This window comes from Halobacterium sp. CBA1132, from assembly GCF_001485535.1.
In the GTDB taxonomy this organism is placed as follows: Archaea; Halobacteriota; Halobacteria; order Halobacteriales; family Halobacteriaceae; genus Halobacterium.
The window spans coordinates 1,156,352-1,179,340 of sequence record NZ_BCMZ01000001.1; the positions used below are offsets into that span (position 1 = coordinate 1,156,352).

The 22,989-nt window shown below is 69.2% G+C and carries 27 protein-coding genes and 1 tRNA gene; 19 read left to right on the plus strand and 9 right to left on the minus strand.

Annotated elements, in window-relative coordinates; translation table 11 throughout:
* The first annotated feature begins 59 nt into the window (after nt 1-59).
* Nucleotides 60-845, plus strand: coding sequence for a VOC family protein (locus AVZ66_RS06070; RefSeq protein WP_058982802.1), 786 nt, complete (start codon nt 60-62; stop codon nt 843-845).
* 123 nt (nt 846-968) lie between these two features.
* Here the strand turns inward: AVZ66_RS06070 and dph5 are convergent, their stop codons facing one another.
* Entirely contained in the window at nt 969-1,769 is an 801-nt protein-coding gene (gene dph5 / locus AVZ66_RS06075; protein WP_058982804.1) for a diphthine synthase, read from the minus strand.
* Between the two features lie 82 nt (nt 1,770-1,851).
* Here dph5 and AVZ66_RS16875 point away from each other — a divergent pair, with 82 nt between their 5' ends.
* The 4 genes from AVZ66_RS16875 (at nt 1,852) to AVZ66_RS06095 (ending at nt 4,615) form a co-directional block, all read left to right on the plus strand.
* Nucleotides 1,852-2,949 (plus strand): class I SAM-dependent methyltransferase family protein, encoded by a 1,098-nt coding sequence (locus AVZ66_RS16875; protein ID WP_058982806.1) that lies wholly within the window; start codon nt 1,852-1,854, stop codon nt 2,947-2,949.
* Between the two features lie 108 nt (nt 2,950-3,057).
* A tRNA-Thr gene (locus AVZ66_RS06085) sits at nt 3,058-3,131 on the plus strand.
* A 210-nt stretch (nt 3,132-3,341) separates the two neighbouring features.
* Entirely contained in the window at nt 3,342-3,746 is a 405-nt protein-coding gene (locus tag AVZ66_RS06090; RefSeq protein WP_058982807.1) for a hypothetical protein, read from the plus strand.
* Between the two features lie 149 nt (nt 3,747-3,895).
* Complete coding sequence (locus tag AVZ66_RS06095; RefSeq protein WP_058982809.1) at nt 3,896-4,615, plus strand: DUF4396 domain-containing protein; 720 nt, start codon at nt 3,896-3,898, stop codon at nt 4,613-4,615.
* Between the two features lie 3 nt (nt 4,616-4,618).
* Here AVZ66_RS06095 and AVZ66_RS06100 read toward each other — a convergent pair whose 3' ends face one another.
* A complete protein-coding gene (locus AVZ66_RS06100; protein ID WP_058982811.1) occupies nt 4,619-5,386 on the minus strand; it encodes an MOSC domain-containing protein in 768 nt (255 codons plus the stop codon).
* Between the two features lie 267 nt (nt 5,387-5,653).
* Between AVZ66_RS06100 and AVZ66_RS06105 the strand changes: the two genes are divergently transcribed.
* Nucleotides 5,654-7,030: a short-chain fatty acid transporter gene (locus AVZ66_RS06105; RefSeq protein ID WP_058984653.1), complete on the plus strand. Its 1,377-nt coding sequence runs from the start codon at nt 5,654-5,656 to the stop codon at nt 7,028-7,030.
* Here AVZ66_RS06105 and AVZ66_RS06110 read toward each other — a convergent pair.
* The 3 genes from AVZ66_RS06110 to AVZ66_RS06120 form a co-directional block, all read right to left on the minus strand.
* Nucleotides 7,027-8,487 (minus strand): HTTM domain-containing protein, encoded by a 1,461-nt coding sequence (locus tag AVZ66_RS06110; protein ID WP_058982813.1) that lies wholly within the window; start codon nt 8,485-8,487, stop codon nt 7,027-7,029. The genes AVZ66_RS06105 and AVZ66_RS06110 overlap by 4 nt on opposite strands.
* A 49-nt stretch (nt 8,488-8,536) precedes the next feature.
* On the minus strand, nt 8,537-9,082 hold the full coding sequence (locus AVZ66_RS06115) for a thermonuclease family protein (protein ID WP_058982815.1): 546 nt from the start codon (nt 9,080-9,082) through the stop codon (nt 8,537-8,539).
* A gap of 66 nt (nt 9,083-9,148) precedes the next feature.
* Nucleotides 9,149-10,294 carry a PGF-CTERM-anchored ABC transporter substrate-binding protein gene (locus tag AVZ66_RS06120; protein ID WP_058982817.1) on the minus strand — a complete coding sequence of 382 codons (1,146 nt, stop codon included), beginning with the start codon at nt 10,292-10,294 and terminating at the stop codon, nt 9,149-9,151.
* A 58-nt stretch (nt 10,295-10,352) separates the two neighbouring features.
* Between AVZ66_RS06120 and btuC the strand changes: the two genes are divergently transcribed.
* The 7 genes from btuC (at nt 10,353) to AVZ66_RS06155 (ending at nt 16,505) form a co-directional block, all read left to right on the plus strand.
* Nucleotides 10,353-11,456 carry a vitamin B12 ABC transporter permease BtuC gene (gene btuC, locus AVZ66_RS06125; RefSeq protein WP_058982819.1) on the plus strand — a complete coding sequence of 368 codons (1,104 nt, stop codon included), beginning with the start codon at nt 10,353-10,355 and terminating at the stop codon, nt 11,454-11,456.
* Nucleotides 11,453-12,670, plus strand: coding sequence for an ATP-binding cassette domain-containing protein (locus AVZ66_RS06130; protein WP_058982822.1), 1,218 nt, complete (start codon nt 11,453-11,455; stop codon nt 12,668-12,670). The genes btuC and AVZ66_RS06130 overlap by 4 nt, the downstream gene beginning before the upstream one ends.
* 47 nt (nt 12,671-12,717) lie before the next feature.
* Nucleotides 12,718-13,242, plus strand: coding sequence for a hypothetical protein (locus tag AVZ66_RS06135; RefSeq protein ID WP_058982825.1), 525 nt, complete (start codon nt 12,718-12,720; stop codon nt 13,240-13,242).
* Nucleotides 13,239-14,714: a PGF-CTERM sorting domain-containing protein gene (locus AVZ66_RS06140; protein WP_058982827.1), complete on the plus strand. Its 1,476-nt coding sequence runs from the start codon at nt 13,239-13,241 to the stop codon at nt 14,712-14,714. Before AVZ66_RS06135 ends, AVZ66_RS06140 begins: the two co-directional genes overlap by 4 nt.
* A gap of 268 nt (nt 14,715-14,982) precedes the next feature.
* The gene (gene srp19 / locus AVZ66_RS06145) at nt 14,983-15,264 is read left to right on the plus strand and encodes a signal recognition particle subunit SRP19 (RefSeq protein WP_058982829.1); all 282 of its coding nucleotides are present in this window, start codon (nt 14,983-14,985) and stop codon (nt 15,262-15,264) included.
* Entirely contained in the window at nt 15,264-15,491 is a 228-nt protein-coding gene (locus tag AVZ66_RS06150) for an H/ACA ribonucleoprotein complex subunit GAR1 (protein WP_058982831.1), read from the plus strand. Before srp19 ends, AVZ66_RS06150 begins: the two co-directional genes overlap by 1 nt.
* 39 nt (nt 15,492-15,530) lie before the next feature.
* Complete coding sequence (locus AVZ66_RS06155; protein WP_058982833.1) at nt 15,531-16,505, plus strand: presenilin family intramembrane aspartyl protease PSH; 975 nt, start codon at nt 15,531-15,533, stop codon at nt 16,503-16,505.
* 125 nt (nt 16,506-16,630) lie between these two features.
* Here AVZ66_RS06155 and AVZ66_RS06160 read toward each other — a convergent pair whose 3' ends face one another.
* Together AVZ66_RS06160 and AVZ66_RS06165 are read right to left on the minus strand one after the other, a co-directional pair.
* Nucleotides 16,631-17,629: an ornithine cyclodeaminase family protein gene (locus tag AVZ66_RS06160; protein ID WP_058982835.1), complete on the minus strand. Its 999-nt coding sequence runs from the start codon at nt 17,627-17,629 to the stop codon at nt 16,631-16,633.
* Between the two features lie 39 nt (nt 17,630-17,668).
* Nucleotides 17,669-17,875, minus strand: coding sequence for a hypothetical protein (locus AVZ66_RS06165; protein WP_058982836.1), 207 nt, complete (start codon nt 17,873-17,875; stop codon nt 17,669-17,671).
* A gap of 139 nt (nt 17,876-18,014) precedes the next feature.
* Here AVZ66_RS06165 and AVZ66_RS06170 point away from each other — a divergent pair, with 139 nt between their 5' ends.
* The gene (locus AVZ66_RS06170) at nt 18,015-19,232 is read left to right on the plus strand and encodes an MFS transporter (RefSeq protein ID WP_058984654.1); all 1,218 of its coding nucleotides are present in this window, start codon (nt 18,015-18,017) and stop codon (nt 19,230-19,232) included.
* 6 nt (nt 19,233-19,238) lie between these two features.
* Here AVZ66_RS06170 and AVZ66_RS06175 read toward each other — a convergent pair whose 3' ends face one another.
* Both AVZ66_RS06175 and AVZ66_RS06180 read right to left on the minus strand, forming a co-directional pair.
* On the minus strand, nt 19,239-19,637 hold the full coding sequence (locus tag AVZ66_RS06175; protein WP_058982838.1) for a DUF3054 domain-containing protein: 399 nt from the start codon (nt 19,635-19,637) through the stop codon (nt 19,239-19,241).
* 23 nt (nt 19,638-19,660) lie between these two features.
* A complete protein-coding gene (locus AVZ66_RS06180; RefSeq protein ID WP_058982840.1) occupies nt 19,661-20,254 on the minus strand; it encodes a class I SAM-dependent methyltransferase in 594 nt (197 codons plus the stop codon).
* A gap of 59 nt (nt 20,255-20,313) precedes the next feature.
* On the opposite strand from AVZ66_RS06180, the gene AVZ66_RS06185 reads away from it, so the two are divergent.
* The 5 genes from AVZ66_RS06185 (at nt 20,314) to AVZ66_RS06205 (ending at nt 22,967) form a co-directional block, all read left to right on the plus strand.
* Nucleotides 20,314-20,892 carry a GNAT family N-acetyltransferase gene (locus AVZ66_RS06185; RefSeq protein WP_058982842.1) on the plus strand — a complete coding sequence of 193 codons (579 nt, stop codon included), beginning with the start codon at nt 20,314-20,316 and terminating at the stop codon, nt 20,890-20,892.
* Between the two features lie 64 nt (nt 20,893-20,956).
* Entirely contained in the window at nt 20,957-21,193 is a 237-nt protein-coding gene (locus AVZ66_RS06190) for an antitoxin VapB family protein (protein ID WP_058982845.1), read from the plus strand.
* Nucleotides 21,190-21,591, plus strand: a complete 402-nt coding sequence (locus tag AVZ66_RS06195; RefSeq protein ID WP_058982846.1) for a PIN domain-containing protein — start codon at nt 21,190-21,192, stop codon at nt 21,589-21,591. The genes AVZ66_RS06190 and AVZ66_RS06195 overlap by 4 nt, the downstream gene beginning before the upstream one ends.
* 88 nt (nt 21,592-21,679) lie before the next feature.
* The gene (gene fen, locus AVZ66_RS06200; RefSeq protein WP_058982849.1) at nt 21,680-22,663 is read left to right on the plus strand and encodes a flap endonuclease-1; all 984 of its coding nucleotides are present in this window, start codon (nt 21,680-21,682) and stop codon (nt 22,661-22,663) included.
* Nucleotides 22,664-22,709: 46 nt separating this feature from the next.
* The gene (locus AVZ66_RS06205; protein ID WP_058982850.1) at nt 22,710-22,967 is read left to right on the plus strand and encodes a BolA family protein; all 258 of its coding nucleotides are present in this window, start codon (nt 22,710-22,712) and stop codon (nt 22,965-22,967) included.
* The last annotated feature ends 22 nt before the right edge of the window (nt 22,968-22,989 follow it).

Here is a 22,989-nt window from a genome sequence, read left to right on the forward strand (position 1 = left end):
CGGGTGCGGTCGCTTCCGCGTTCGGTACGCTTTTCGACGCGCCGCGTCATCCCCCGGACATGAGCGAGTTCGTACTCGACCACGTGATGATGCGCGTCGGCGACCTCGACGCGAGCCTCGACTGGTACAAGACCCACCTCGACTACGTCGAATACGGCCGCTGGGAGGCCGACACGTTCGACATCGTCTACCTCGGCCCCGAGGACGTCCACGAGGAGGGCGCGCTGCTGGAGCTCACGTACAACCACGACACCGACGAGTACGACGTCGGCGACGCGTGGGGCCACATCGCCGTGCGCGTCGAGGACGTCTACGACGCCTACGAGCAACTCATGGACGAGGGTGTCGAGGACTACCGCGACCCCGACTCCTGCGGCGGGTCGTACGCGTTCGTGAAGGATCCGGACGGCCACGAGGTCGAAATCGTCGAGCGCGACCACGGCGCGAAGTGGAGCCTCGACCACACGATGGTGCGCGTCGAGGACGCCGACGAACACCTCGGCTTCTGGACGCGGAAGTTCGAGTACGAGCACACGGGCCGCTGGGAGTCCGACACGTTCGCGAACTACTTCGCGAAGCCCGAGGGCGCCGCCGATGAGGCGATGGCGGTCGAACTCACGTACAACTACGACGGCCGTACCTACGACTTCGGCGACGCGTGGGGCCACCTCGCGATTCGCACCGATGACCTCGTCGACGACTGGGAGACCCTGATGGAGCGCGAGGCGGAGGACTACCGCGACCCCGAGTCCTGCGACTACAACTACGCGTTCACGGAGGACCCGGACGGCCACGAAATCGAGATTCTGAACCCCGCGGAGTCGCCGGTCGACCGCGAGGACTGACGTTCCCACATCGCGGGTTCGTGCCCGCCTGTTTTTCTCGGCGCGTTCGGTAGCCGCCAGTATGGAGTGTACGCCCATCGGCCGCGTCGAGACGCCGTTCGCGTCCCGCGACGACGCGCCGTCCTAGTCGCTTCGGAATTCTTCGAGCACGTCGGCTGGCGCGTCCGCAAGACCCGCGAGCGCGTCCGCTTCGACGTGGTGGAGGTCCCCCGGAATCACGAGCAAGTGCAGCGGGTCGCCGAAGTCCATCTCGGCGAGTGTGTCGAGACGGTCCGCGCGAACGGTGGCGTCGGGGGCGCCGGCGCGCGCGACGACGACGCCGAGCGCGTCCGGGTTCCAGTTGTCCGCGAGCAGGCCGGCGGCGTGGCTCGCGGTCATGTACTCGTCGCCGTCGACGCGCGGGTGGTCGACCTTGATGTCCAGATAACAGAGCGTGTGGAGGCCGCGCTCGCGGTTCGCCTCGACGGTTTCGACGACCGAACTCGGCACGCCGTCGGCGCCGTGCGCCCACTCGAAGGGCAGCGTCGTCGCTTTCCCGAAGCGGTAGTTCTGCAGGCCCGTGAGACTGGACGCCGCGGACTCAGCGGTGGGAGCGTGGACCACGCGCGTGTCGATGCCGCGCTCTTCGGCGCGCAACCGCAGGTCGACGTGCGTCGTCGAAATCATCGTGTCGCCCGCCGTGAGGAACACGCAGTCCCCGGACTCAGCCGCGTCGAGAATCGGCTCGGGATCCTGTTCGACGCCCGCGCGCTCCCGCACCTCGATGTCGGTGTCGTGGTAGGCTTCGAGGTCGGCGACGTCGGCGCCGACGAGCTTGCTGGTGTAGAACTCCGCGAACGCGCGGTCGGCGTCGGCGATGGCGTCGGCGCCAGCCACCGTGACCGAGCGCTCGTCGTAGAGACCGAGGCCGACGAACGTGAGCATACGTCCCGTAGCCGGCGGACCGCCCTATGGGTTTCGAGACGCAAGCGACACGGGTAAGGCCGCGCCCGCCCGACTCTCGGCCATGTCAGTGCCGTGCGTCCGCGTCCCGACGGACGAGGGCGAAGCCACGCGCCGCCGGCTCGCGGACGAGAACTTGGTGGTCGACGAGTACGCCATCACGGCCAGCGACGGCGACCTCTACATTCCCGTCAGCGACGCCGAGGCAGTCCCCGAGGACCTCGAAGTCGTAGAGTTCGACGTTCCCGAGCGCGAGACGCCGACGACACCTGCAGAAATACTCGGATTCGAGCCGAGCTACGAGCGCCTCGGTGACGTCGTCATCATCGACGAGGACGACACCGAGCGCGCCCGCGAAATCGCCGACGCCGTGATGAAGTCGGACGTTCGTGCGAAGACGGTCGTCAACCGCGCGTCGAAGGTGAAGGGAACCGAGCGCGTCCGCGACTGGGACGTCGTCGCCGGGAACGGGACCGAGACGGTTCATACGGAGTACGGCTGCGAGTTCGAACTGGACCTCGCGACGGTGTACTTCTCGCCGCGCCTCGCGACCGAGCGCCACCGCGTCGTCGAACAAGTCGAGCGCGCGGCCGAGCGTAGCGAGGCCGCGGAACGGGCGAGTAGCGAGGGACAGAGTCCCTCGGACCGTTCGAGCGGGCGAAGCCCGCGAGAAAACGGGGAGGGACGACCCGAGAGCCATGGCGAGCACGCCTTCGACATGTTCGCGGGCGTCGGTCCGTACGCCGTCCCGATGGCGGAGGCGGGCGCTGAGGTCGTCGCAACGGACATCAACGAGGACGCCGTCGACTACCTCCGGCGCAACGCCGAGCGGAATGGGGTGAGCGAGCGCGTGACCGCCATCGCGGGGAACGTCCGAGACGTCGCTGGCGAGTACGAGAACTGGGCGGACCGCATCGTGATGAACCTCCCCCACACCGCCGACGAGTTCCTCGACACCGCCGTCGCGCTCGCCGGCGACGACTGTGTGATTCACTTCTACGACTTCCAGCACGAGGACGACCTGTACACGCCCTGTGAGGCCGCGATTCGCGAGGCCGCCGAACCCGAGTACGACGTCACAATCGAGAACGAGCGCACCGTGCGGTCGTACGCGCCCCACGAACTCAACGTCGTCGTGGACGCCCGACTGACGCGCCGGTGATTCGCAAGGCTTATTTCTTGAATCCGGTTACGGAGAAATGCACGAAGCGTGCCGGTGTCCTGCCGAGTGCAGCGAGGCAGGGTTCGGGACACGAGTGAAACGGTGTGTGCCGGTATAGCTCAGACTGGTAGAGCGATTCCTTCGTAAGGAATAGGCCAAGGGTTCAAATCCCTTTACCGGCTCTACGCCGCAGGTTCGAAGCCTGCACCCACGTTCTCTGATTTCTACTCTCCGAGCGTCAGCGTCGTCCAACTTGGGTCGTTCGTCGGACCGGAACCCGGATAGCGGCCGCGCGACTATCGGAGAGTCGTGTACACGACCGTTTCCTGGAGCACTTCGGGTTGGGCGGATTCTCGGGACCGACAGTTCGGTGACCCTCGGGGAGTCCACCAGTGAACAACAAGCGCCACCACGACGAGTACGGTGGCCGGAAGGACCTCCAGAACGCCGGCTGGCAAATCCACAAACGCGACGCCGTGGCGTTCAACTCCGGGAGCGAGACGGACAGACACCTCGTCGCGAAGGCGCTGGTCGCGAAGGTGCTGCGTGACCGCGGCTACCGCGTCGACACCGAGGTCGTCAAGGAGGGTGTCGGGGAAATCGACGTCGTCGCGTACGGGCTGGACGAGCCGCCGTTCGCGGTCGAAGTCGAGACGAACCCCACGAAGGCAGTCGTCTCGGACAAGGTCAGTCGGTACTATCGCGGGGAGCCGTTCTGCGAGTGTTACGTGCTCGACGTCGACGACCTGCCGGATTCGATTGCGGACGCTCGCGAGTGGGTGGAAGCCCAAATCTGAGGGCCGCTCCGCGAGATTTCACTGACTCGAGACGCACCTCGAACGCATCACTTCGGAAACTCCGCTCACCGTCGATAGCGTCGGCAAGGGCGAGCCGTGAACTGGACGCCGCCACCAGTTCCTAAAGCGTCGAGGCACGAGGTGTGGGCATGTCCGTCGCTGGTCTCCTGCACTCGATAGAGGAAGCGCTCGCGCCGGCTCGTGATGTCGTCCGGCCGGTGCTCTCGGACCATCGCGTGCTCGCCGCGTGGGCGGTGCTGGTCGCGGTGTCGGTGGGCGTGCTGTGGTGGGATTTGCGGCGGCACAACGAGGCGATACCGTCGCTGATGCGGGCGGTCTGGTCGCTGGTGGTGTTGTACTCGGGCCCGGCGGGGCTGGCGCTGTACTGGTACGCGGGCCGGACGCAGATAGCCCACGATTCGCTGTGGCGGCGCGGAGTGCGTTCGACCGCGCACTGCTACTCGGGCTGTGGCGCCGGCGAAGTGACGGGCGTCGTCCTGCTGGTGGGCGTGCTCGCCATCGAGAACACGGTCGCGACCACGCTCGGAACGTTTGCGTTCGCGTACGCGTTCGGATACGGGTTGACCGTCGGGCCGCTGCTCCAAGACGGGGAGGCGCTCGGCACCGCGGTCGCGGACGCGTTCTACACGGAGACGCCGTCGATTACCGTGATGGAGGTCACCGCCATCGGTACCGACCTGCTGCTGGCGGGCGGCGCGACTATCGGCCAACCGCTGTTCTGGGGCGCACTCGCGTTCTCGCTGTCCGTCGGATTCGTCGCGGCGTTCCCCGTGAACGTGGCGCTCATTCGCGTCGGGGTCAAGGAGGGCATGGCGAACCCAGCGGAGATGGGCGACGGGGGAGCGTGACAGTCAGATTGTCCGCACTTCGTCGCCGACGTGTAGCGTCCGCCCGCGGTTCGCGTCGGGGACGTCTGCGATGAGCATGAGCGTGTAGAAGTGGTCGAAGGCCTCGGGGTCGGCGAACTCGGGGAAGGTTTCCTCGCGTTTCTGAACAAACGTCTCGCGGAAGTCCGGCGTGGGTTCGCCGGTGTCGGGGTCGCGGCTGGGGACGACGCAGCGCCCGCACGGGGTGATGCCCTCGAAGCGGACGCCGCCCGCCTCGAAGGCGGGGGCGTCGGCGCCGACGAAGCGGTCCTCCCAGAACGCGGGGACGCCGGCGACTTCGACGTTCGCGCGGAGGCGGCGGCGCACGCTGTCGACAGTGAGGTTGTCGAACCACGACGCGACCTCGCGGAGCGTGGCGGTGCTGACGACCGACGGCCCCATCTCGCGGCGGTCGACGTAACCGAGTTCGCCGTCGCGTTCGAGCGCGAGCGCCTCGTCGAAGAACTCGGAGAACCACGCCTCCGCCTCGCCGGGGTCGTCGTCGAGGTGGAAGCGTTCGGTCTCGCCGTCCCGAGTCTCGACGACGAGTTCGCGGGCGTCGCGGTCGAAGTCGGTGTCGAGGTCGTGGACGCGGGCGGTGCGCTTGCCGTTGAGTACGTCGCCGTCGTCGTCGAAGAAGGCGTACGTGCGGTCGTCGGCGAGCGTTCCGCCCTCCGTGACGTCGGCGGCGTCGACCTCGGTGCCGTCCAGCCCCTTGACGGGGTAGACGCGCAATCGGTCGATTCGTGGCATCACCCGGGTCGACGAGCGGCCGGCTCTTAGGTGTTCGTCCGAACGCGCTCGACTCCGCGTGCCGTCGAACGTCGTGGTTCGCGTATGCTTGCGCGGGTCGCCTGTGTCGAAGCGGACACAGAAGGGCGCTCACAGGTCAGTGGCGTCGTCCCGGACGTACAATCTCCCTTATATCCCTTACATTTATTATACTCCTCTGGTGTGGTTGCTCCCGGTATGTCATCACGAGACGCGGAACCACAGTCGGGCGGCAACGCCTTCGAGCGAATGGGCCACCGGCTCGCCGGCGTCGTCGAGCGCTGGATGCCGAGCCCGTTCCTGTTCGCAATCCTGTTGAGTTACGTCGTCTTCGCCGCGGGCGTGCTCGTCGAGGGGTCCGGTCCCGGCGAGATGGTGGGCTTCTGGTTCGACGGCTTCTGGGCGTTCCTGAGCTTCGCGATGCAGATGACGCTCATCCTCATGACCGGATTCGTCATCGCGTACCACCCGCGCGTGAACGCGCTCCTCCAACGGCTCACGGAACTGCCGCGTACGCCCGGACAGGCCGCCGCGCTCGTCGGCGTGTTCTCGATGGGTATCGCGTGGGTACACTGGGGATTCAGCCTCATCCTCGGCGCCATCTTCGCCCGCGAGATGGGCAAGACCGCCCACGAGAAGGGCATCGACGTCCACTACCCGCTGCTGGCGGTCGCGGGGTACATGGGTCTCGGGCTGACGTGGCACTGGGGGCTGTCGGGGTCCGCCCCGCTCGCGCTCGCGACGCCCGGTAACGACTTCATCGAAGCCGGCGTCGTCGACGGCGTCGTTCCGACGACACAGACCATCTTCAGTTCGTACGCGCTCTCGCTGACCGTCCTCTCCATCGTGTTCGCGGCGGCGATGCTCTACCTGCTGTCGCCGTCCCCGAAGCGCGCTCGCCCCATCACTGACTACGTCGACGAGAGTGCCCTATCGGACTCGACCACGGGCGGGCGGGAGGGGTCCGCCGACCCCACCCCCGACGGCGGCACGCTGACGCCCGCCGAGCGCATCGACAACAGCCGACTCCTCGGCGGTCTCATCGCGCTCACGGGCGTCGGGTACGTCGCGTACCTGTTCGCGACCGACGGCCTCGACGCGCTCACGCTGAACGTCGTGAACTTCGGGTTCCTGTTCGCCGGCCTCGCCATCTACACGCGCCCGACGCTGTACCGCGAGCGCTTCGGGGAGGCCGCCCAGTCCGCCGCGGGCATCATCCTCCTGTTCCCGTTCTTCGCGGGCATCCAGGGCATGATGAACGCCTCCGGGCTCTCGGAGACGTTCGCGCAGACGCTGCTGGACGTCTCCACGCAGGCGACGTTCCCCGTCGTCGCGTGGCTCGTCGGCTCCGCGGTCAACCTCTTCGTGCCCTCGGGCGGCGGCGAGTGGATTGTCCTCGGCCCGTCGATTATCGCGGCAGCGAACGACCTCGGCGTGCCCGTCGGCAAAGCCACCATCGCGTACGCCGTCGGTGACGCACACACGAATCTCCTGAACCCGTTCTGGGCGCTCCCGCTGCTCGCCATCACGGGCGTGAAAGCCCGCGAGATGTTCGGGTACGCGGTCGCGATGCTGTTGCTGCTGGTGCCGTTCCTCGGCGTCGCGCTGTACGCCATCCCCTACTAGGCCGAGCAGTTCTTCGCTGCGAGCCTGACGCGCTCGGCCGGGTCCGGGCCGTCCAAGCGAACCTCCTGCTCGACGATGAACAGTTCGACTGCCGAGATGTCGTCACTGTGCCGGCGGTTCCACCGAGTGCAGAGGTAGCCCGCGAACTCGTCTGCGACCGCGGGTTCGGCGCCGCGCACGTTCGCGACGTACTTCCGCCAGCGTGAACTCGGATAGCGCTCCGCTACGTCGGGCGGTTCGTCCCACGTCACCGGCCCGCCGCGGAACGCGTCGACGCTGCCGCCGCCCTCCAGCGTCGCGGGCGCGACGACCCAGAAGTCGGTGGTCAGCGGCGTCGGTGCGAACATCGACCAGCGCGGTTCCGGCTGTTCGTCTATCGGGCCGGCCTCGACGACGCCCGCAGGTGCGACCGTCGCCGCGTTCCAGACGAGCACGACGACGAGCACTACCCCGAGCAGGGCGGGGACGACGCGGTTCTTCCACCGAACCACGACAGGAGGAAGCGACGGCACGGCAAGAACTGGGAGCGCGCGTTCGACGCGGCGGGCGTACTCTGCGAGCGGTAGGTCGCGGAGTCCGGGCACCTCGCGCCACCCGGGGAGCCGGTCCCAGAACACCGGCGGGAGGAACGGCAGCAGCGCCGCAATCGAGACGAGCGGGAACACCGCGAGCTGCATCGACGCGAGCATCCCGGCGTGCATCGCGGCGAACAGCGCGGCGAAGCCGGCGCGCAGCCAGCCGGTGAGGACGACGAGCAGCACGGACGCGGTCAGCGCGGCCAGCCAGACCCGGTCGAACGCGACGACGAGCGCGGGGAACTTGGCGAGTGTCTCGCCGAGCAGCACGGTGAACATGTCGAGTTCGAGCACCTGCCGGACGGCCTCGCCGGACAGCCACACGCCACCGCGAAGCTTCAGCACGGCGTTCGTGGCGTACACCACGACCACTTGGGCGAGCAGGCCAGTCGTCGCGACACCGAGAACGCGGGCCCGCGGCTCGCGGTCGGCTCTGCGCGCGTCCACCGACCACCGCTCGCCGAGGGGTGCGAAGACGGCCCAGAGGAACAGCATCCGGAGGAGGAGGTCGCCGCTGTTCAACACGAGCGGATTCCGGACGTGCAGCGACGCGACGAGCAGCCCGGTCACCAGCGTCGCCAGCGTCGTCCGGTAGCCCACGAGCATCGCCAGCGCGGCCACTGCAGTCACGGCGAAGAGCACGCCCTGCACCCACGCCGCTCCGGAGAGCGTGTGGACGGAGAGCCGCGCGAGTTCGCCGTACTGGTCGACGAGCAGCGACCGCGGGTAGACGCCGGCGTCCGTGTAGAACGCCCGGAGGAATCGAGCGCGCAGCGCGAGGTCCGCGAGCACGATTGCCGCGAGCGCGACGCGGAGCGAGGCGAGCGCGCGCGTGTCGACGGCGAGTCGACGCGCGACGGCGGCACGGAGGCGTCCCGTCACGTTCGGGACTGCCGGCGGACGGCGAATAAGCCTTCCGTGGTTTCGGGGGTCAGCCGGCGCACGCCCAGAGGCCGGTCGTGTTCTCGCGCGCCCGCCGTTCGACGGCCGCGTAGTCGTCGCGCTGCGTGAACTCGCTGTCGTAGAGGCGCGCGTAGCCGTCTGCGAGCAGCGCGCGGTTGAACGACTCATTCCCAACGACGACGTACGCCAGCAGCCGGTCGTATCCGCCGCGCCGGTCGCTCTCGGCGTCGAACTCGACGGTCACGGATTCGCCGGCGAGCCGGTCGATGGCGTACTCGCTGGCGCGCTCTCCCCACGACCGCAGGCACGACCGCCCGGCTTCCGTGTCGGGCACGCCCTCGAACTCGCCGGGCGAGACATCGGTGTGGACTTCGGGTGTATCCACACCGAGCAAGCGGACGCGCTCCTCGCTGCCGTCCGCGAACCGCACGTCGACGGTGTCGCCGTCGACGACGTGGACGACCGTTGCGTTCCGGCTCTCCGCTGGCTGCTGGTCGGTCGTGAGCGCGCCGATACAGCCGGCGCTGGCGGCGAGCGCGACGACGGCGAGCACGAGGAGTGCGCGTCGGGTCACAGGTGGCGTTCACGCCGCGGCGTGTTAAGGCTACGCAGTCGGACGAAAAGAGGTGTCTGGGAGTCGTTACAGCCGGCGACGCGAGGACGCGAGCAGGGCGGCACCGAGCGCGGCGACGACGGCGGTGGAGATGCCGAATCCGGGGATGGTCGTGCCCGAAGTCTCAGTCGCGGCGTCCGTCGGCGCGGTGGTTTCGGTCTGGGTCGCCGTCGGCTCCTGCGTGGTGGTCGTCGTGGTGTTCGCGTCGGCGTACGCCTCGGGGTGGAACGCCTCCGCCATCTGCGTCATCGGCTCGACGACGCGGGGCGCGGGCTGGCTGATGTGGTTGGCGTTGACGACGACGATGTTCCCCTCCTCGAAGGCGGTCGTGTTCCGGAGAACAGACCCCTCAGCGACGTACGAGCGACTGTCGTTACCGAGTTGTTCGGGGAGCGCGCTCACGACGAGGAACTCGGGGTCCTGCTCGACGATGAACTCCGCGGAGAGCTGGGGGTACGCCCGACTGGCGTTCGCGTCGGCCGCGATGTTGTGACCGCCAGCGCGGTCGATAATCTGACCGATGAAGGTGTTCGGGCCGGCAGTTCGGCGGTCGCCCATGTCGTAGAAGACGCTGGGCTGCTCCGCGCCGTCGACGGCCGCTTCGACGGTCTCGACGCGGTCGCGCATCTCGGAGACCGTGGTTTCGGCGCCGCTGCACGCGCCGGTGAGCCGACCGATGGTCTCGGTCTTGTTGTAGATGTCCTCGATGGAGGCGGCCGCTTCGAAGCGGTAGACGGTGACGTTGGCGTCCCGGAGCTGGTCGACCGTCTCGTTCTTGATGGTGTTGGGCGCGAGCACGAGGTCGGGGTCGAGGCTGATGACCTTCTCGACGTTCACCGACGACGGGAAGCCGGCGGTCACGACCTCCCGCTCGCCGGCGCCGTCGAGGAAGCCGGCGAACTGGGAGACGCCGACGACCTTCTCGCGGGCGCCGATTTCCCACATGGTCTGGGCGGCGCTGGGGTTGAGCGTGACGACGCGCTCGGGTTCTTCGGAGACGGTGACGTTGTGGCCGCTCGCGTCACTCATCGTGACCGGGAACGAGCACTCGGCCGCCTGTGTGTCGGCGTTCGCGGCGGCGTCGCTGCCTGTCGGGGCGGCGACGCCGGCGGCCGGCGCGACGGCGGACAACAGCAGTAGTACAACTCCAACTGCGGCTAAGGACTGTCGCATGTGCGGACGACGGAGCCAACGCAATAAATATTTGCCTAAAGAAACTACGGTTGTCAAGATGCGTGCCTCCACACGGGCGAGTGCATGGACCACCGGGACGTTCCTCGCGCTCGTCGCCGTCATGCTCACCAGCGCCACCATCGGCCCCGTCGACATCCCCGTCCACCGGGTCGCGCTCGCGGCGCTGGACGCCTTCGCAGTCCCCACCGCCGCCACGTTCTACGGCGCGTCCGTCGCGCTCCCCGTCGTCGGCGACCTGCCGTGGCTCTCCGTCGACCTCGTCTACACCTCGCCGCTGGACTTCGCTGTGCCCGCCCAACAGCAACTCATCGTCGGCGAAATTCGACTCCCCCGCATCGTGCTCGGCGCCGTCGTCGGCGCCGCGCTCGCTGTCGCCGGCACGGTCATGCAGGGGTTCTTCCGGAACCCGATGGCCGACCCCTCCATCATCGGCGTCTCCTCGGGCGCAGCGGTCGGCGCTGTCACCGCCATCGCGTTCCCCCTCCTGCTCCCGTTCGGCATCCAGGTGTCGGCGTTCGCGGGAGCGCTTATCGCCGCGTTCGGCGTCTACCTCCTCGCCACCGAGGGCGGTCACACGCCCGTCGCGACGCTCCTGCTGGCTGGTGTCGCCGTCCAGACGTTCCTCGGCGCCATCACCTCCTACGTCATCGTCCACTCCGGGGACAGCATCCGCGAGGCGATGTACTGGCTGATGGGCCACCTCCACCTCGCGAACTGGTCGGACGTCGAACTCACGCTCCCCGTCGTCGCCGTCGGGAGCGCCGTCCTGCTGGCGTACGCCCGCGACCTGAACGTCCTGCTCGCCGGCGAGGAAGACGCCCACACGCTCGGCGTCGAAGTCGAACGCACCAAGCGCGTGCTGCTCGCGGTGTCGAGTGTCGTCACCGCCGCCGCCGTCTCCGTCGCCGGCGTCATCGGGTTCGTCGGCCTCGTCGTCCCGCACGTGATGCGCCTGCTCGTCGGCCCCGACCACCGCATCCTCCTCCCCACGTCGGCGTTCGCGGGCGGCGCGTTCCTCGTCGCCGCGGACACGTTCGCGCGCGCCGGCCCCGCCGAACTCCCGGTGGGCATCGTCACGGCGTTCGTCGGCGCGCCGTTCTTCCTCTACCTGCTCCGGAACCGGGAGGTGCGCGCGCTGTGACCCTCGACGTCCGCGACGTGGACGTGGAACTCGGCGGCACGCAGATTCTGGACGCCGTCAGTGCGGGCGTCGAGGACGGCCGCCTCGTCGGCGTCGTCGGGCCGAACGGCGCCGGGAAGTCGACGCTCCTGCGCGCGATGAACGGCGTCGTCGAACCCGCCGCCGGCACCGTCCTCGTCGACGACGAAGCCGTCCACGAACTCGCGTCGAAGGCGGCGAGCCGGCGCATCGCCACCGTCCCGCAGGACACCGGCCTCGGCTTCGAGTTCACGGTCCGCGAGACCGTCGAGATGGGGCGCCACGCTCACGTCCCGCGGTTCGGCTCCGACCCCGACCCGGAGGCGGTCGAACGCGCGATGGAGCGCGCGGAGGTTGCGCGCTTCGCGGAGCGCGACGTCACCTCGCTGTCCGGCGGCGAGAAACAGCGCGTCCTGCTGGCGCGCGCGCTCGCCCAGCAGACGCCCGTCCTCCTGCTAGACGAACCGACCGCGAGCCTCGACGTGAACCACCAAGTGCGCACGCTCGAGCTGGTTCGCGGCCTCGCCGACGACGCCGACCGAGCGGTCGTCGCGGCCATCCACGACCTCGACTTGGCGGCGCGCTACTGCGACGAACTCGTGCTCGTCGCGGACGGCCGCGTCCTCGACTCGGGCCGCCCCGAGGACGTGCTCACGCCCGAGTGCGTGCGGGAGGCCTTCGACGCCCGCGTCGCGGTCGGCACCGACCCGGCGACCGGCGACCCGACGGTCACGCCGCTACCGGACGCCGACGGCGACCGCGACGAGCGCGTCCACGTGCTCGGCGGCGGCGACGCCGCGACCCCCGTCCTCCGCGAACTCGCGGACGCCGGCGTGGCCGCGACCGTCGGCCCAGTCAGTGAGGGGTCGCTGGACCACGAGACTGCGACTCGGTTCGGGTTCGACGTCGTCACCGTCCCGCCGTTCGCGACGCCCGACCACGACGCAGTCGCTCGCGCTCGCGACCTCGTCACTGCTGCGGACGCTGTCGTCGTCGCGGGCGACGCGGCCTCGTGGGGAGCGAACGCCGAACTCCGAGACGCCGCCGACGCAGCCATCGTCGTCGGCGACACTGGGTCGCGGCGGCCCGTCGGCGCGCGCGTCGAACTCGACGGCGTCGTGGACGCGCTCGCGGCGCTCGACGCCGAGTCCGAAGCGTTCGCGGTCGCCGACGGCGGCGACGTGGCGGACAACTGACACCAGTAGCCACGTGGCCTTTGTGTGTCGACGCCACAGTCCTACGCATGAGACGTGTCGTCGCCGTGCTCGCCGTCGTCCTCCTCGCGACACAGGCTGTCGGCGCTGCCGCCGTACAGGGACCAGTCGACGCGGACGCGCAGCCGTCGAACGTGCACGTCGCGACCGAGCCCGCCCGCGGGACGGTCGACGACGCGACGGTGCAGACATCGACGATTCGCAAGGACATCGACCTCCACCTCACGCCGTCGGAACCCGGCGCCATCGACGTCGTGGTGACGTACGACGTGCCCGACGCCGTGACCGCGCTCCGGACAACACTCCCGTCAGGGGCCGAACACGTCGAGTCGGACTCGTTCACGCGGACGCCCGACGACTACGAGTGGGACGGCACGACCGACCCCGCGACCATACGATTCACGCTGCCCGCGAACCAGACCGCCAGCGGGTCGCGCGGCCCGTCAGTGCAGGCCAGCGGTGACTACTCGTTCGTCGACACCGGCGAGTGGGCGTTGGTCACGGTCCCGCAACTCCGCACGGGCTGGAACTACCGGGGGAGGAGGGGTCGGTGACCATCACCGAGGACGTCACCGTCGACGGCGAGGGGTCGACGGGCGGCGAAATCGCGTACCTCGGCCCCGTCGAGGAGCACACGCGCACGGCCAACGGCCAGCAGTTCACGCTCGTCGTCCCCGAACACGCCTCGATGGCCGAATCGCCGGACGACGTGCTGGACGCGCTCGGCGCCGCGTCGAATCGGCTCCACGTCGGCGCCCGCGACGACGACGTCTGGTTCGTCGCCGCGCCGACGAGCACGGACTGGGGCGTCCGCGGCGTCGAGTACGGCGGCAACGACGCGTGGGTGCTCGCGGACTCACGCCTCGACACCGCCGGCAACGTCTGGTTCCACGAGTACGTCCACACCAGACAGGCGTTCAACACGGCCGAGAGCGGCCGGTGGACGATGGAAGCCGGTGCCGAATACTACGCCGGCCTGCTGGCGCTCCGGACCGACTACGCGTCATTCGACGGCTTCCAGTCGCTGCTCTCGCGCGGCGAGCGCTCCCCGTGGCGGGACGCGATCCTCTCGCAGCCTTCGACGTGGGATTCGGGTGCGAACTACCTCAAGGGAAGCCTCGTGTGGGGGGAAATCGACCGACGAGTCCGCCTCGCGACGAACCGCACGGAGACGATGGCGGACGTCCTCTACCAGTTGAACCAGCACCCCGACCGCGTGACGAACGCGGACGTGCTGGCGGCGGTGCTGGACGCGTCCTCGCCGGCCGTCGAGGAGCGCGCGAACCGCTACACGAACACCCGCGAGGTCCCGGAAATGTGGACGCGCAGACAGCACGCCGCCGCGTTCAGCACGGAACCCGCGCGCATGGAGTTCGAGGTGCGCGAGTACCGAATCAGCGGGCCGTTCCGCAACGAGACGTTCGCGGAGCCGCCGACGCTGTACGTCGGTGAGACCGTCACCGTCGCCGCCTCCGTGACCAACGACGGCGGCCGCTCCGGCGAGTACGTCGCCACCATCGAGTTCGAGGGCGACGTACTCGCAGAAGCGCGCGGCGACCTCGCGGCCGGCGAAACCGTCGACGTCACGCTCGACGAAGCGGTCGACGCCGCCGGCACGTACAACGTGACCGGCGGCCGGACCACCGCGACGCTAGATGTGCGAGAGCCAGCGACCGTCTCCGTGAGCGACCTCGCCGTCGACGAGTCCCGAGTCCAGCCCGGAAACGACGTGACCGCGACGGTCACGCTCTCGAACCCCAGTGACGTGCCCGCGACTGGACCGATCACCGTGACCCTCGACGGCGAACAGGTCGCCACCGTCGACGCGGCGCTCCTACCCGGCGAGAGTGCGTCTCGAACAGTCACCGTCACTCTCCCGGAAGCCGGACAGTACGAACTCGCCGCCGGCGACGCATCGGTGACGGTGTCCGCCGGCGGCATCGCCACGGGCATCCCCGGATTCGGCATCCCCGCCGCGCTCGCGGCGCTGCTCGCCGTCGCGCTGCTCTCCCGGCGTTCGGAGTAGCGCCAGCGCGTCGCTCGCGGGTCGCTCTGTTTTGGTCGAGCACGCGGCTCGCGGTTCACTCCGTTCACCGCTCGCTCGTTTCGTGGCCTCCCTGCGGTCGGCCACGCGGCTCACGCATCGCTTCGCTCCGCGTTCGCCATCACGTGCCCTCGCGTCGCGAGGGCACGCGGCTCACGGCTCCCGCTGGTCGCCGTTCACTCCAACGTGCTCTCCCTGCGGTCGAGCACGCGTCCGATACCGTTTAACGGCGCGACCTGCTACCCGGCGTATGGTCGAGAACGTCATCTGGCCCGCGTACTTCGACGCGACGCTGTCGCGCCGCGAGGGCCGCCGCGTCCCCGAATCTCTCTCCGTCGACGAACCGACGGTCGACGAGGTCGCGACCGCCGTCCAGCAGGTCGGCTACGACGCGGTCGTCGAACGCGACGTCGCGTACCCGCGCCAGCACTGGGAGGACTCCGGTCGCATCCTCGTGAAGGACGCCGACGACGCCGGGAAGTCCGACCTCCTGCAGGCCGTTGGCGCCTACGTGACGGCGCTGCGCGAATAATGGAGCGCGCCGGCGACGTCGTCCGCACCGCTCAGAACGTCGCAGTCGTGCGCTGCGAGAGCGACGCCCACCCCGACATCGGGGACAGCGTCGTCGACCAGAACCTCGACGAAGTCGGGCGTGTCGTCGACGTCTTCGGGCCGGTCGAACGCCCGTACCTCTCGGTCACGCCGAAGGGCGGCGTCCACCTCCCGGCGCTGGTCGGCCAGACGCTGTACGTCCGCTAAGTCGCAAAGCCAAAGCACGGGCGGACCGACGCCACGAGCATGAAGAACTCCCGCGCCCTCCCGGTACTCGTGGGCGTCGTCGCGTTGTTTCTCGTCGTGCAGTTCGGCGCGCTCGCGCTCCTCGAACCGTTCGAGAGCGCCGGCCTCCAGTCCACCGAGAACCCACAGAATCCCCTGAACAGCATCTTCTACGTGGCGTTCCTGCTGGTCGCGACGGCGGGCATCCTGCTCGTCATCAAGTACGACCAGCAGTGGATTCTGCGCGCGTTCATCCTGTTCACGAGCGGGTTCATCGCGACGTACGTCTTCGGGGTCGTGTTCCCGACGGTCGACGTCGCGGGCGTCAACGCCGCCGCCTACGTGCCCGCTGCGGCGCTCGTCGTCGCGCTGTACGCCTATCCCGAGTGGTGGGTCATCGACAGCGCGGGCGCCATCCTCGGGATGGGCGCGGCGGCGCTGTTCGGCATCAGTTTCGGGATTCTGCCGGCGCTCGTCCTGCTGTCGGCGCTCGCCGTCTACGACGCCATCAGCGTCTACGGCACCGAACACATGCTCACGCTCGCGGAGGGCGTGATGGAACTCCGACTCCCCATCGTGTTGGTGGTGCCGGCGACGCGCGGCTACTCGTTCCTCGAAGAGGCCGATAGCGACCACCAACAAGACGAAGCCGAGGCTGACGACGACGCGGACGAGCGCCAACTCGACGGCGTCGACGAGGAGGACCGCGGGGCGTACTTCATCGGCCTCGGGGACGCCGTGATGCCGACGATTCTCGTCGCGAGCGCGGCGCACTTCCTCGACACGCCGGCGGTGTTCGGCGTGGAACTGGCGGCGCTGACCGCGATGGTCGGCACTCTCGTTGGCCTGCTCGTGTTGATGCGGATGGTGTTCGCGGGTCGTGCGCACGCCGGCCTCCCGCTGCTGAACGGCGGCGCCATCGCGGGCTACTTGGCCGGCGCGCTCGCGGCGGGCATCCCGCTCGTGGAGGCGCTCGGACTCGCACCCTACGTGTAAGAGGCTGGGCGAACAGGCGGCGAAACAGCGTCGCGGAGCGGGCCGCCGCGCTCCCGCAGACCGCTCCGCGCGACTCGTCAGGTCACGGGGCGGCGTGGTCCCGCTCTCGCACTTCAATTTTCGCGCTACTCGCCGGTGAGCGCGTCGCTCGCCGCGGCGAACTCGATTTCGGTGCCGAGGCCGCGGTCGCTCGCGCGCTCGTAGAGCATGTATGCGGCCGCTGCGGTCTCGATGCCCGTGCCGCCGCTGTCGAAGACCGTGACGTCGTCGGGCGACTGGCGGCCGGGTGCGTTCCCGGCGACGACGTCGCCGAGTTCGGCGTGGACGTGGTCCTCGGTGACGACGCCCTCGTCGAGCGCGTGGATGAACGACCCGGCGTCCTGCGTGACGCGGTCGCGGAGGTCCGGTACGTAGACCGCGCGCTCGACGGTTTCGGCGTCGAGTTCGTGCTTCTCGGGGTCGTACTGCCCCATGGCGGTGACGTGCGCGCCGTCCGCGAGGTCGTCGCTGTCGAAGACGGGTTCGCTGGCGTTCGTCGCGGTAACGACGACGTCGGCGCCCTCGACGGCCGCAGTGCTGGAGGGGACGGCCTCGATGTCGGCGTCGAGCCAGTCGTCGGCGTCCGCGGCGAACGACTCGCGGTTGGCCTCGGTGGGCGAGAACACGCGCACGTCGTCGAAGTCGCGGACCGTCGCGGTCGCGCGGAGCTGGCCGCGGGCCTGCGCGCCGCTCCCGATGATTGCAAGCGTGCTGGCGTCCTCGCGGGCGAGCGCGTCCACGCCGACCGCGCCCGCGGCGCCGGTCTTGAACGGATTCATGCGCGCGCCGTCGATGATGGCGAGCGGTTCGCCGGTGTCGGCGTCGAACAGCGGCGTGATGAACCACGCGTCGGCGTCCGCGAACCCCGCGCTGTACATGTAGCCGCCCATCGCGCCGGTTTCGGGGAGGACGGCGGCGTAGGCGGTGAACATGCCGGGCGGCGACTCGTTGAGCAGTTTCGTGCGCGGTTCGGCGGGCGCGCCCTCGCCTCGCTGTCGGTACGCGTCGCGGACGGCCTCGACGTAGTCGGCGGGGTCGGCGAGCCCCGCAACGTCGTCGTCGGAGAGGAACAGGGTCTCGGTCACACGCGTAGTTGGCGGGGCGCGTGGAAAAGACTCGGGGAGTCAGTCCGCGGACTCGTAGCCGGCGCGTCGTTCTGTCGCCGACGCGGGGTCGTTGACGAACAGTCCGTGAGCCGTCAGTGCGGTCGCCGCGACGCCCCCGACCGTGAGCGCGAGCGTGGGGTCGACGCCCGCGACGGCGAGGCCGCCCGCGAGTCCGACCAGCGAGAGCGGGAGCGCCGCGAGCAGGGCGTCGTAGTAGCCGGCCATAGCTATCTGGCACGACGGCCTGCAGTCACATAATAGTTTGGCGGGGGTTCTACGTACGTTCTGCATAAGTTATAGCGTCGTGTGGCTGCCGGAGGCCACACGCCTTTAACGGTGACCGGCAATTCTGGTGCTGTACACCGTGAACCGGAACGACCGCTCTATCGTCGGACTCGTGGCGCTCGCACACGCCATGGTCCACACGTACGAACTCTCTATCCCGATTCTGATTCCGCTGTGGCTCGAGACGTTCCCGGTCGGGCAGGGCACTATCGGCCTCGTCGTCGCCGCCGGCTACGCGCTGTTCGGCCTCGGCGCGCTCCCCGGTGGCATCCTCTCGGACACCGTCGGGTCGCGGCGACTCATCGCAGGCTGTCTGTTCGGCATGGCCGCGTCGTTCGCCCTGCTGTCGGTCGCTCCCTCCATCGTCGTCGTTGCGCTCGCGCTCGTCTGCTGGGGAATCGCCGCCAGCGTCTACCATCCCTCCGGGCTGTCGCTCATCTCCACGGGCGTCGAGGACCGCGGCGACGCCTTCGCGTACCACGGCATCGCCGGCAACGTCGGCACCGCCGCCGGTCCGCTGGCGGTCACGCTGCTGTTGCTCGTCGCCGACTGGCGGGTCGTCACCGGACTCCTCGCGGTGCCCGCCGTCGTCGCGGGCGTCGTCGCGCTCCGCGTGCGCTTCGACGAGCGCGCCGCCGTCACCGCCACCGACGGCGGCGACTCGAAGGCCAGCGTCGGCATCTCCTCGGTGAGCGAGTTCTTCTCCGAGTCGAAACTGCTGCTGGTCGGCCCGTTCGCCGCCGTCTTCGTCATCGTCATGCTGAGCGGGCTCTACTACCGGGGCATCCTCACGTTCCTCCCCGACCTGCTCTCCGAGCTGCCCGCGTTCGCACCCGTCGAATTCGCCGGCCGCGAACTCGAACCGTACCGCTACGCGTACGCAGGGCTGTTGATGGTCGGCGTCGCCGGCCAGTACACCGGCGGAAAGCTCACCGAGCGCATCCCCACCGAGCGCGGCATCGCAGTCACGTTCGGCGCGCTCGCCGTGCTCGCGGTGGTCTTCCTCCCGGCCGCGAACGCCGGCCTCGCGCCGCTGCTGGTGGTCGGCGCGCTCCTCGGGTTCACGCTGTTCGTCATCCAGCCGATGTACCAAGCGACCGTCGCCCAGTACACGCCTTCGGGGACGCGCGGGCTCTCCTACGGTTACACGTACCTCGGCGTGTTCGGCGTCGGCTCGGCCGGCTCCGCAATCGCGGGCGGCATCCTCCAGTACACGAACGCGACCGTGCTGTTCGCGGTGCTGGCGGCGTTCGCGGTGACCGGCGCGGGCATCGCCGCCGTGCTCGCCGCGCGGTAGGAACGCCTACCCGCGGTAGTCGACGACCACGAGCGTGACGAAGCGCGCGAGAACGAGCGCTATCGTGCCGAACACGAGCGCGACCAGGAAGAACTGCGAGTCCGCGTTCCCCGGGAAGAACGGCGTCCCGCGGAGCAACTGCGCGAGGAAGTCAGCGCCCAGCCACGACATCGCGGCGTACGCGATTGCGGCCCGCGAGGACTCGCGGACGCTAGCGTCGTAGCCGCCCGCGAACGGCGCGACGACGATCCAACCGACGACGAACGGGAGGAAGATGCCCGCGTAGCGCTGGAGCGTCAGCGTCCCGTGGGAGAGCGCGCCCACGAGCACGAACGCGGCGATGGCAAGCAAGTCACCCGGGAGGAAGCGGACGACTGCGCGCGGGTCGGCGTCGTAGAGGTCCATACCGTTGCCTTCGAATCGAGGCACTATGTCGGTCCCGGTTCGACGCCGACGACGGTGTACGCGAACCCCCGTTCGAGCACGCGAGCGTCCAATCCCTCTGTCTCCATCCGCGCGGCGAGGTCGTCGGGCGCGTCGAACGACGAGTGGAACGCGACGGCGTGCTCGGCGGCGACCAGCAGGCGACCGCGCAGCGTCTCGGGGTCGAAGTCGCGGACGACGAGCACGCCGCCGGGCCGGAGGACGCGCTTCGCTTCCGCGAGCGCGCCGTCTCGGTCGGGGAAGTGGTGGAGCGCGTCCACGACGACTACTGCGTCGACGCTGTCGTCGGGGAACGGGAGTTCGGCGGCGTCGCCGCGAACCGTCGGCAGCCCGCTCGCTCGCGCCTTTGCGAGCATCCGCGCGCTCGCGTCGACGACCGTGACGTCCCATCCCGGAACTGCTTCGGTGTCCCGAGCGAGCGCACGAGCCGCGCGGCCCGTGCCGCCGCCTACGTCGAGCACGCGTTCGACGGGGCGCTCGGCCGCCGCCAGCCCCGCCGCGAGGTCGCCGCGGTCCGCGGCCGGCATCACGAGGTCGTACAGCGGCGCGAACCGCTCGAAGTACCCAACGTCGTGCATACGCCCGCCTTCGACTCGCAGACACGCAACTCTTTGCCCTCGGCGTCCAATCGACGCGCGTGCAGTACGCGGTGCTCGGCGGCCCCGACGACGGGCCGACGCTCCGACTCGACTGGCGCGCGTTCAGCTACGCCGGGAAGTTCGTGATGTCCAACACCGGGAAGGCAATCGCCTTCGAGGGCGCGCCGTTGGCGGCGCGCGGCGACTGGCCGCCCGCTGCCCGCGAGGCCGACGACACGCTCTCGGACGTCGTGGGTGCCGTCTCGTTCAACGACGACCGAACCGACGACCAGACGGCGTGGCTGCGGTACGTCACCGTCCGGGAGGACCGCCGCGGCGACAGCGTCGGCGCGCGCCTCTGCGCGTTCGCGACCGCCCACTTGCTCGCCGACCACGAGCGCGTCAGAATCGCGGTGAACAACCCCTTCGCGTACGAGGCGCTCCACAAGGCCGGCTTCGGGTTCACGGGCGAGGAGACCGGTATCGCGGAGTTAGTATTGGAGCGGCCGTGTCGGGACCGCGCGGCGCGCTATCAGGACGGCCTCGACGTCTACCGCGAGCGCGACCTCTCCGAGGAAGAAGCGGCGTTCCTCGACCGGAAGGCCGGCAGCGGGCCGCCAGCGCGACTGGACTGGTAGCTGCTTCACTGCGGCGCCGGGACGCGCCGCCACTTTCTTCTGTCAACAACGTCAACGTACCCGTATGGGTACGAAGCAGGTCCGGGTGAGCGAACGGCTGTACGCCCGCGTCGAGGCCGAGAAACGCGAGGGCGAGTCGTTCAGCGAGGCGCTCGAACGGATGGTCGGCGGGTACGGCCTGCTCGACTTCGCGGACGACGTCGAAGACGCCAGCGACGCGTGGGACACCGGAGCTCTCGAAGCCGACTTCGAGACCGATGACGAGGCGAACCGTCGGGCACTCGACGAGGAACTCCCGTGATTCTGGACACGCAGTTCCTCGGGAGCCTCGTCGAGCAGACGCCGGCGGCGAAGCGGAAAGCGGGAGAGTTGGACGCAACCGGCGTTCCCGCTCGAATTCCAGCGATGGTCTCCTGGGAGGTCCACTACGGCATCGCGAAGGCACCAGAGTCGAAACGGCAGACCCTCGAAACCGCCTACGAGAAGCTATTTCAGTCGTTTCCGGTCGTCGAGTTCGACGACACCCTCGCACGAAAGGCAGGACGCCTGCGGGGCGCACACGCTAGTTCGGACTCGCTGCCTGCTCTCGACGGTGCGGACTCGGCCGTCGCGGCGACGGCGCTGGCCTTCGACGAACCGGTCGTCAGCAACGACGCGGATTTCGAGGGCGTAGCTGGGCTGCGTGTCGAGACGTACTGACGCGAGGCCCGCCGCCACCCGATTGCGCGGTGGCTGCACCGACGGCGTGTCTGAACCGTTAAACCCCCGGACTGCCTACGGGAGCGTAATGGGTAACGCGGACCTCCGGCAGCTCGCGGTCATCGAGGAGGTCCCCTTCGACGAACTGGAGGGGGACGTGGTGGCCGTGGACGCGCACAACTGGCTGTACAAGTACCTCACGACGACGGTCCAGTGGACCAGCGAGGACATCTACACCACCAGCGACGGCGTCGAGGTGGCGAACCTCGTCGGCATCGTGCAGGGACTCCCGAAGTTCTTCGAGCACGACCTCACGCCGATTTTCGTCTGGGACGGCGGCGTCACGGAACTCAAAGACGAGGAGGTCGAGGCGCGCCGCGAGCAGCGCGAGCGCTACGAGGAGCAACTGGAGGAAGCGAAAGAAGCGGGCGAGGCGATCGAGGCGGCGCGCCTCGAAGCCCGCACGCAGCGACTCACGGAGACCATCCACGAGACATCCCGGGAACTACTGGACCTACTGGACGTGCCCCAAGTCGAGGCGCCCGCGGAGGGCGAGGCGCAGGCCGCGCACATGGCGCGCGTCGACGACGACGTCGACTACGCGGGCAGCGACGACTACGACTGCCTGCTGCTCGGCGCGCCCGTGACGCTGCGCCAACTCACCAGCAAGGGCGCGCCCGAGCGCATGGACTTTGAGGCGACGCTCGACGAGCACGACCTCACGTGGGAGCAACTCGTCGACGTCGGCATCCTCTGTGGCACCGACTTCAATCCCGGTATCGACGGCTTCGGGCCGAAGACCGCGCTGAAAGCCATCCGCGAACACGGCGACCTCTGGAGCGTCCTCGACGCCGAGGGCGAGCACGTCGAGTACGCCGACCGCATCCGCGAACTGTTCTTGAACCCCGACGTCACGGACGACTACGACCTCGAGTTGGACCCGTCGCCGGACATCGACGCCGCCCGCGAGTACGCCGTCGACGAGTGGGGCGTCGACGCGGCGGAACTCGAACGCGGGTTCGACCGCATCGAGGAGAGCGTCGTCCAGACCGGCCTCGACCAGTGGACGTGACGCCGGGACCCACGGGCTTTTCTCGCCGGCTCACCGAATGAAGGGTATGGACCTGACGTTCGCGGACATCGAAGCCATCATCGAGGACGAGATTCCGGACGCCGAGGCGACGATCTCGCGGATGCGCGGCGAAACCGACGACGACCACCTCGCCGCGACGGTCGTCTCCCCCGCCTTCGAGGGCGAGCGCCTCGTCCAGCAACACCAACTCGTCTACGACGCGCTGGACGAACACATGACCGAGGAGATTCACGCGCTGGAGCTGTCGACGTACACGCCCGAGGAGTACGAAGCGCAGAACTGAACCGGCTCTTCGGACAGAAAAC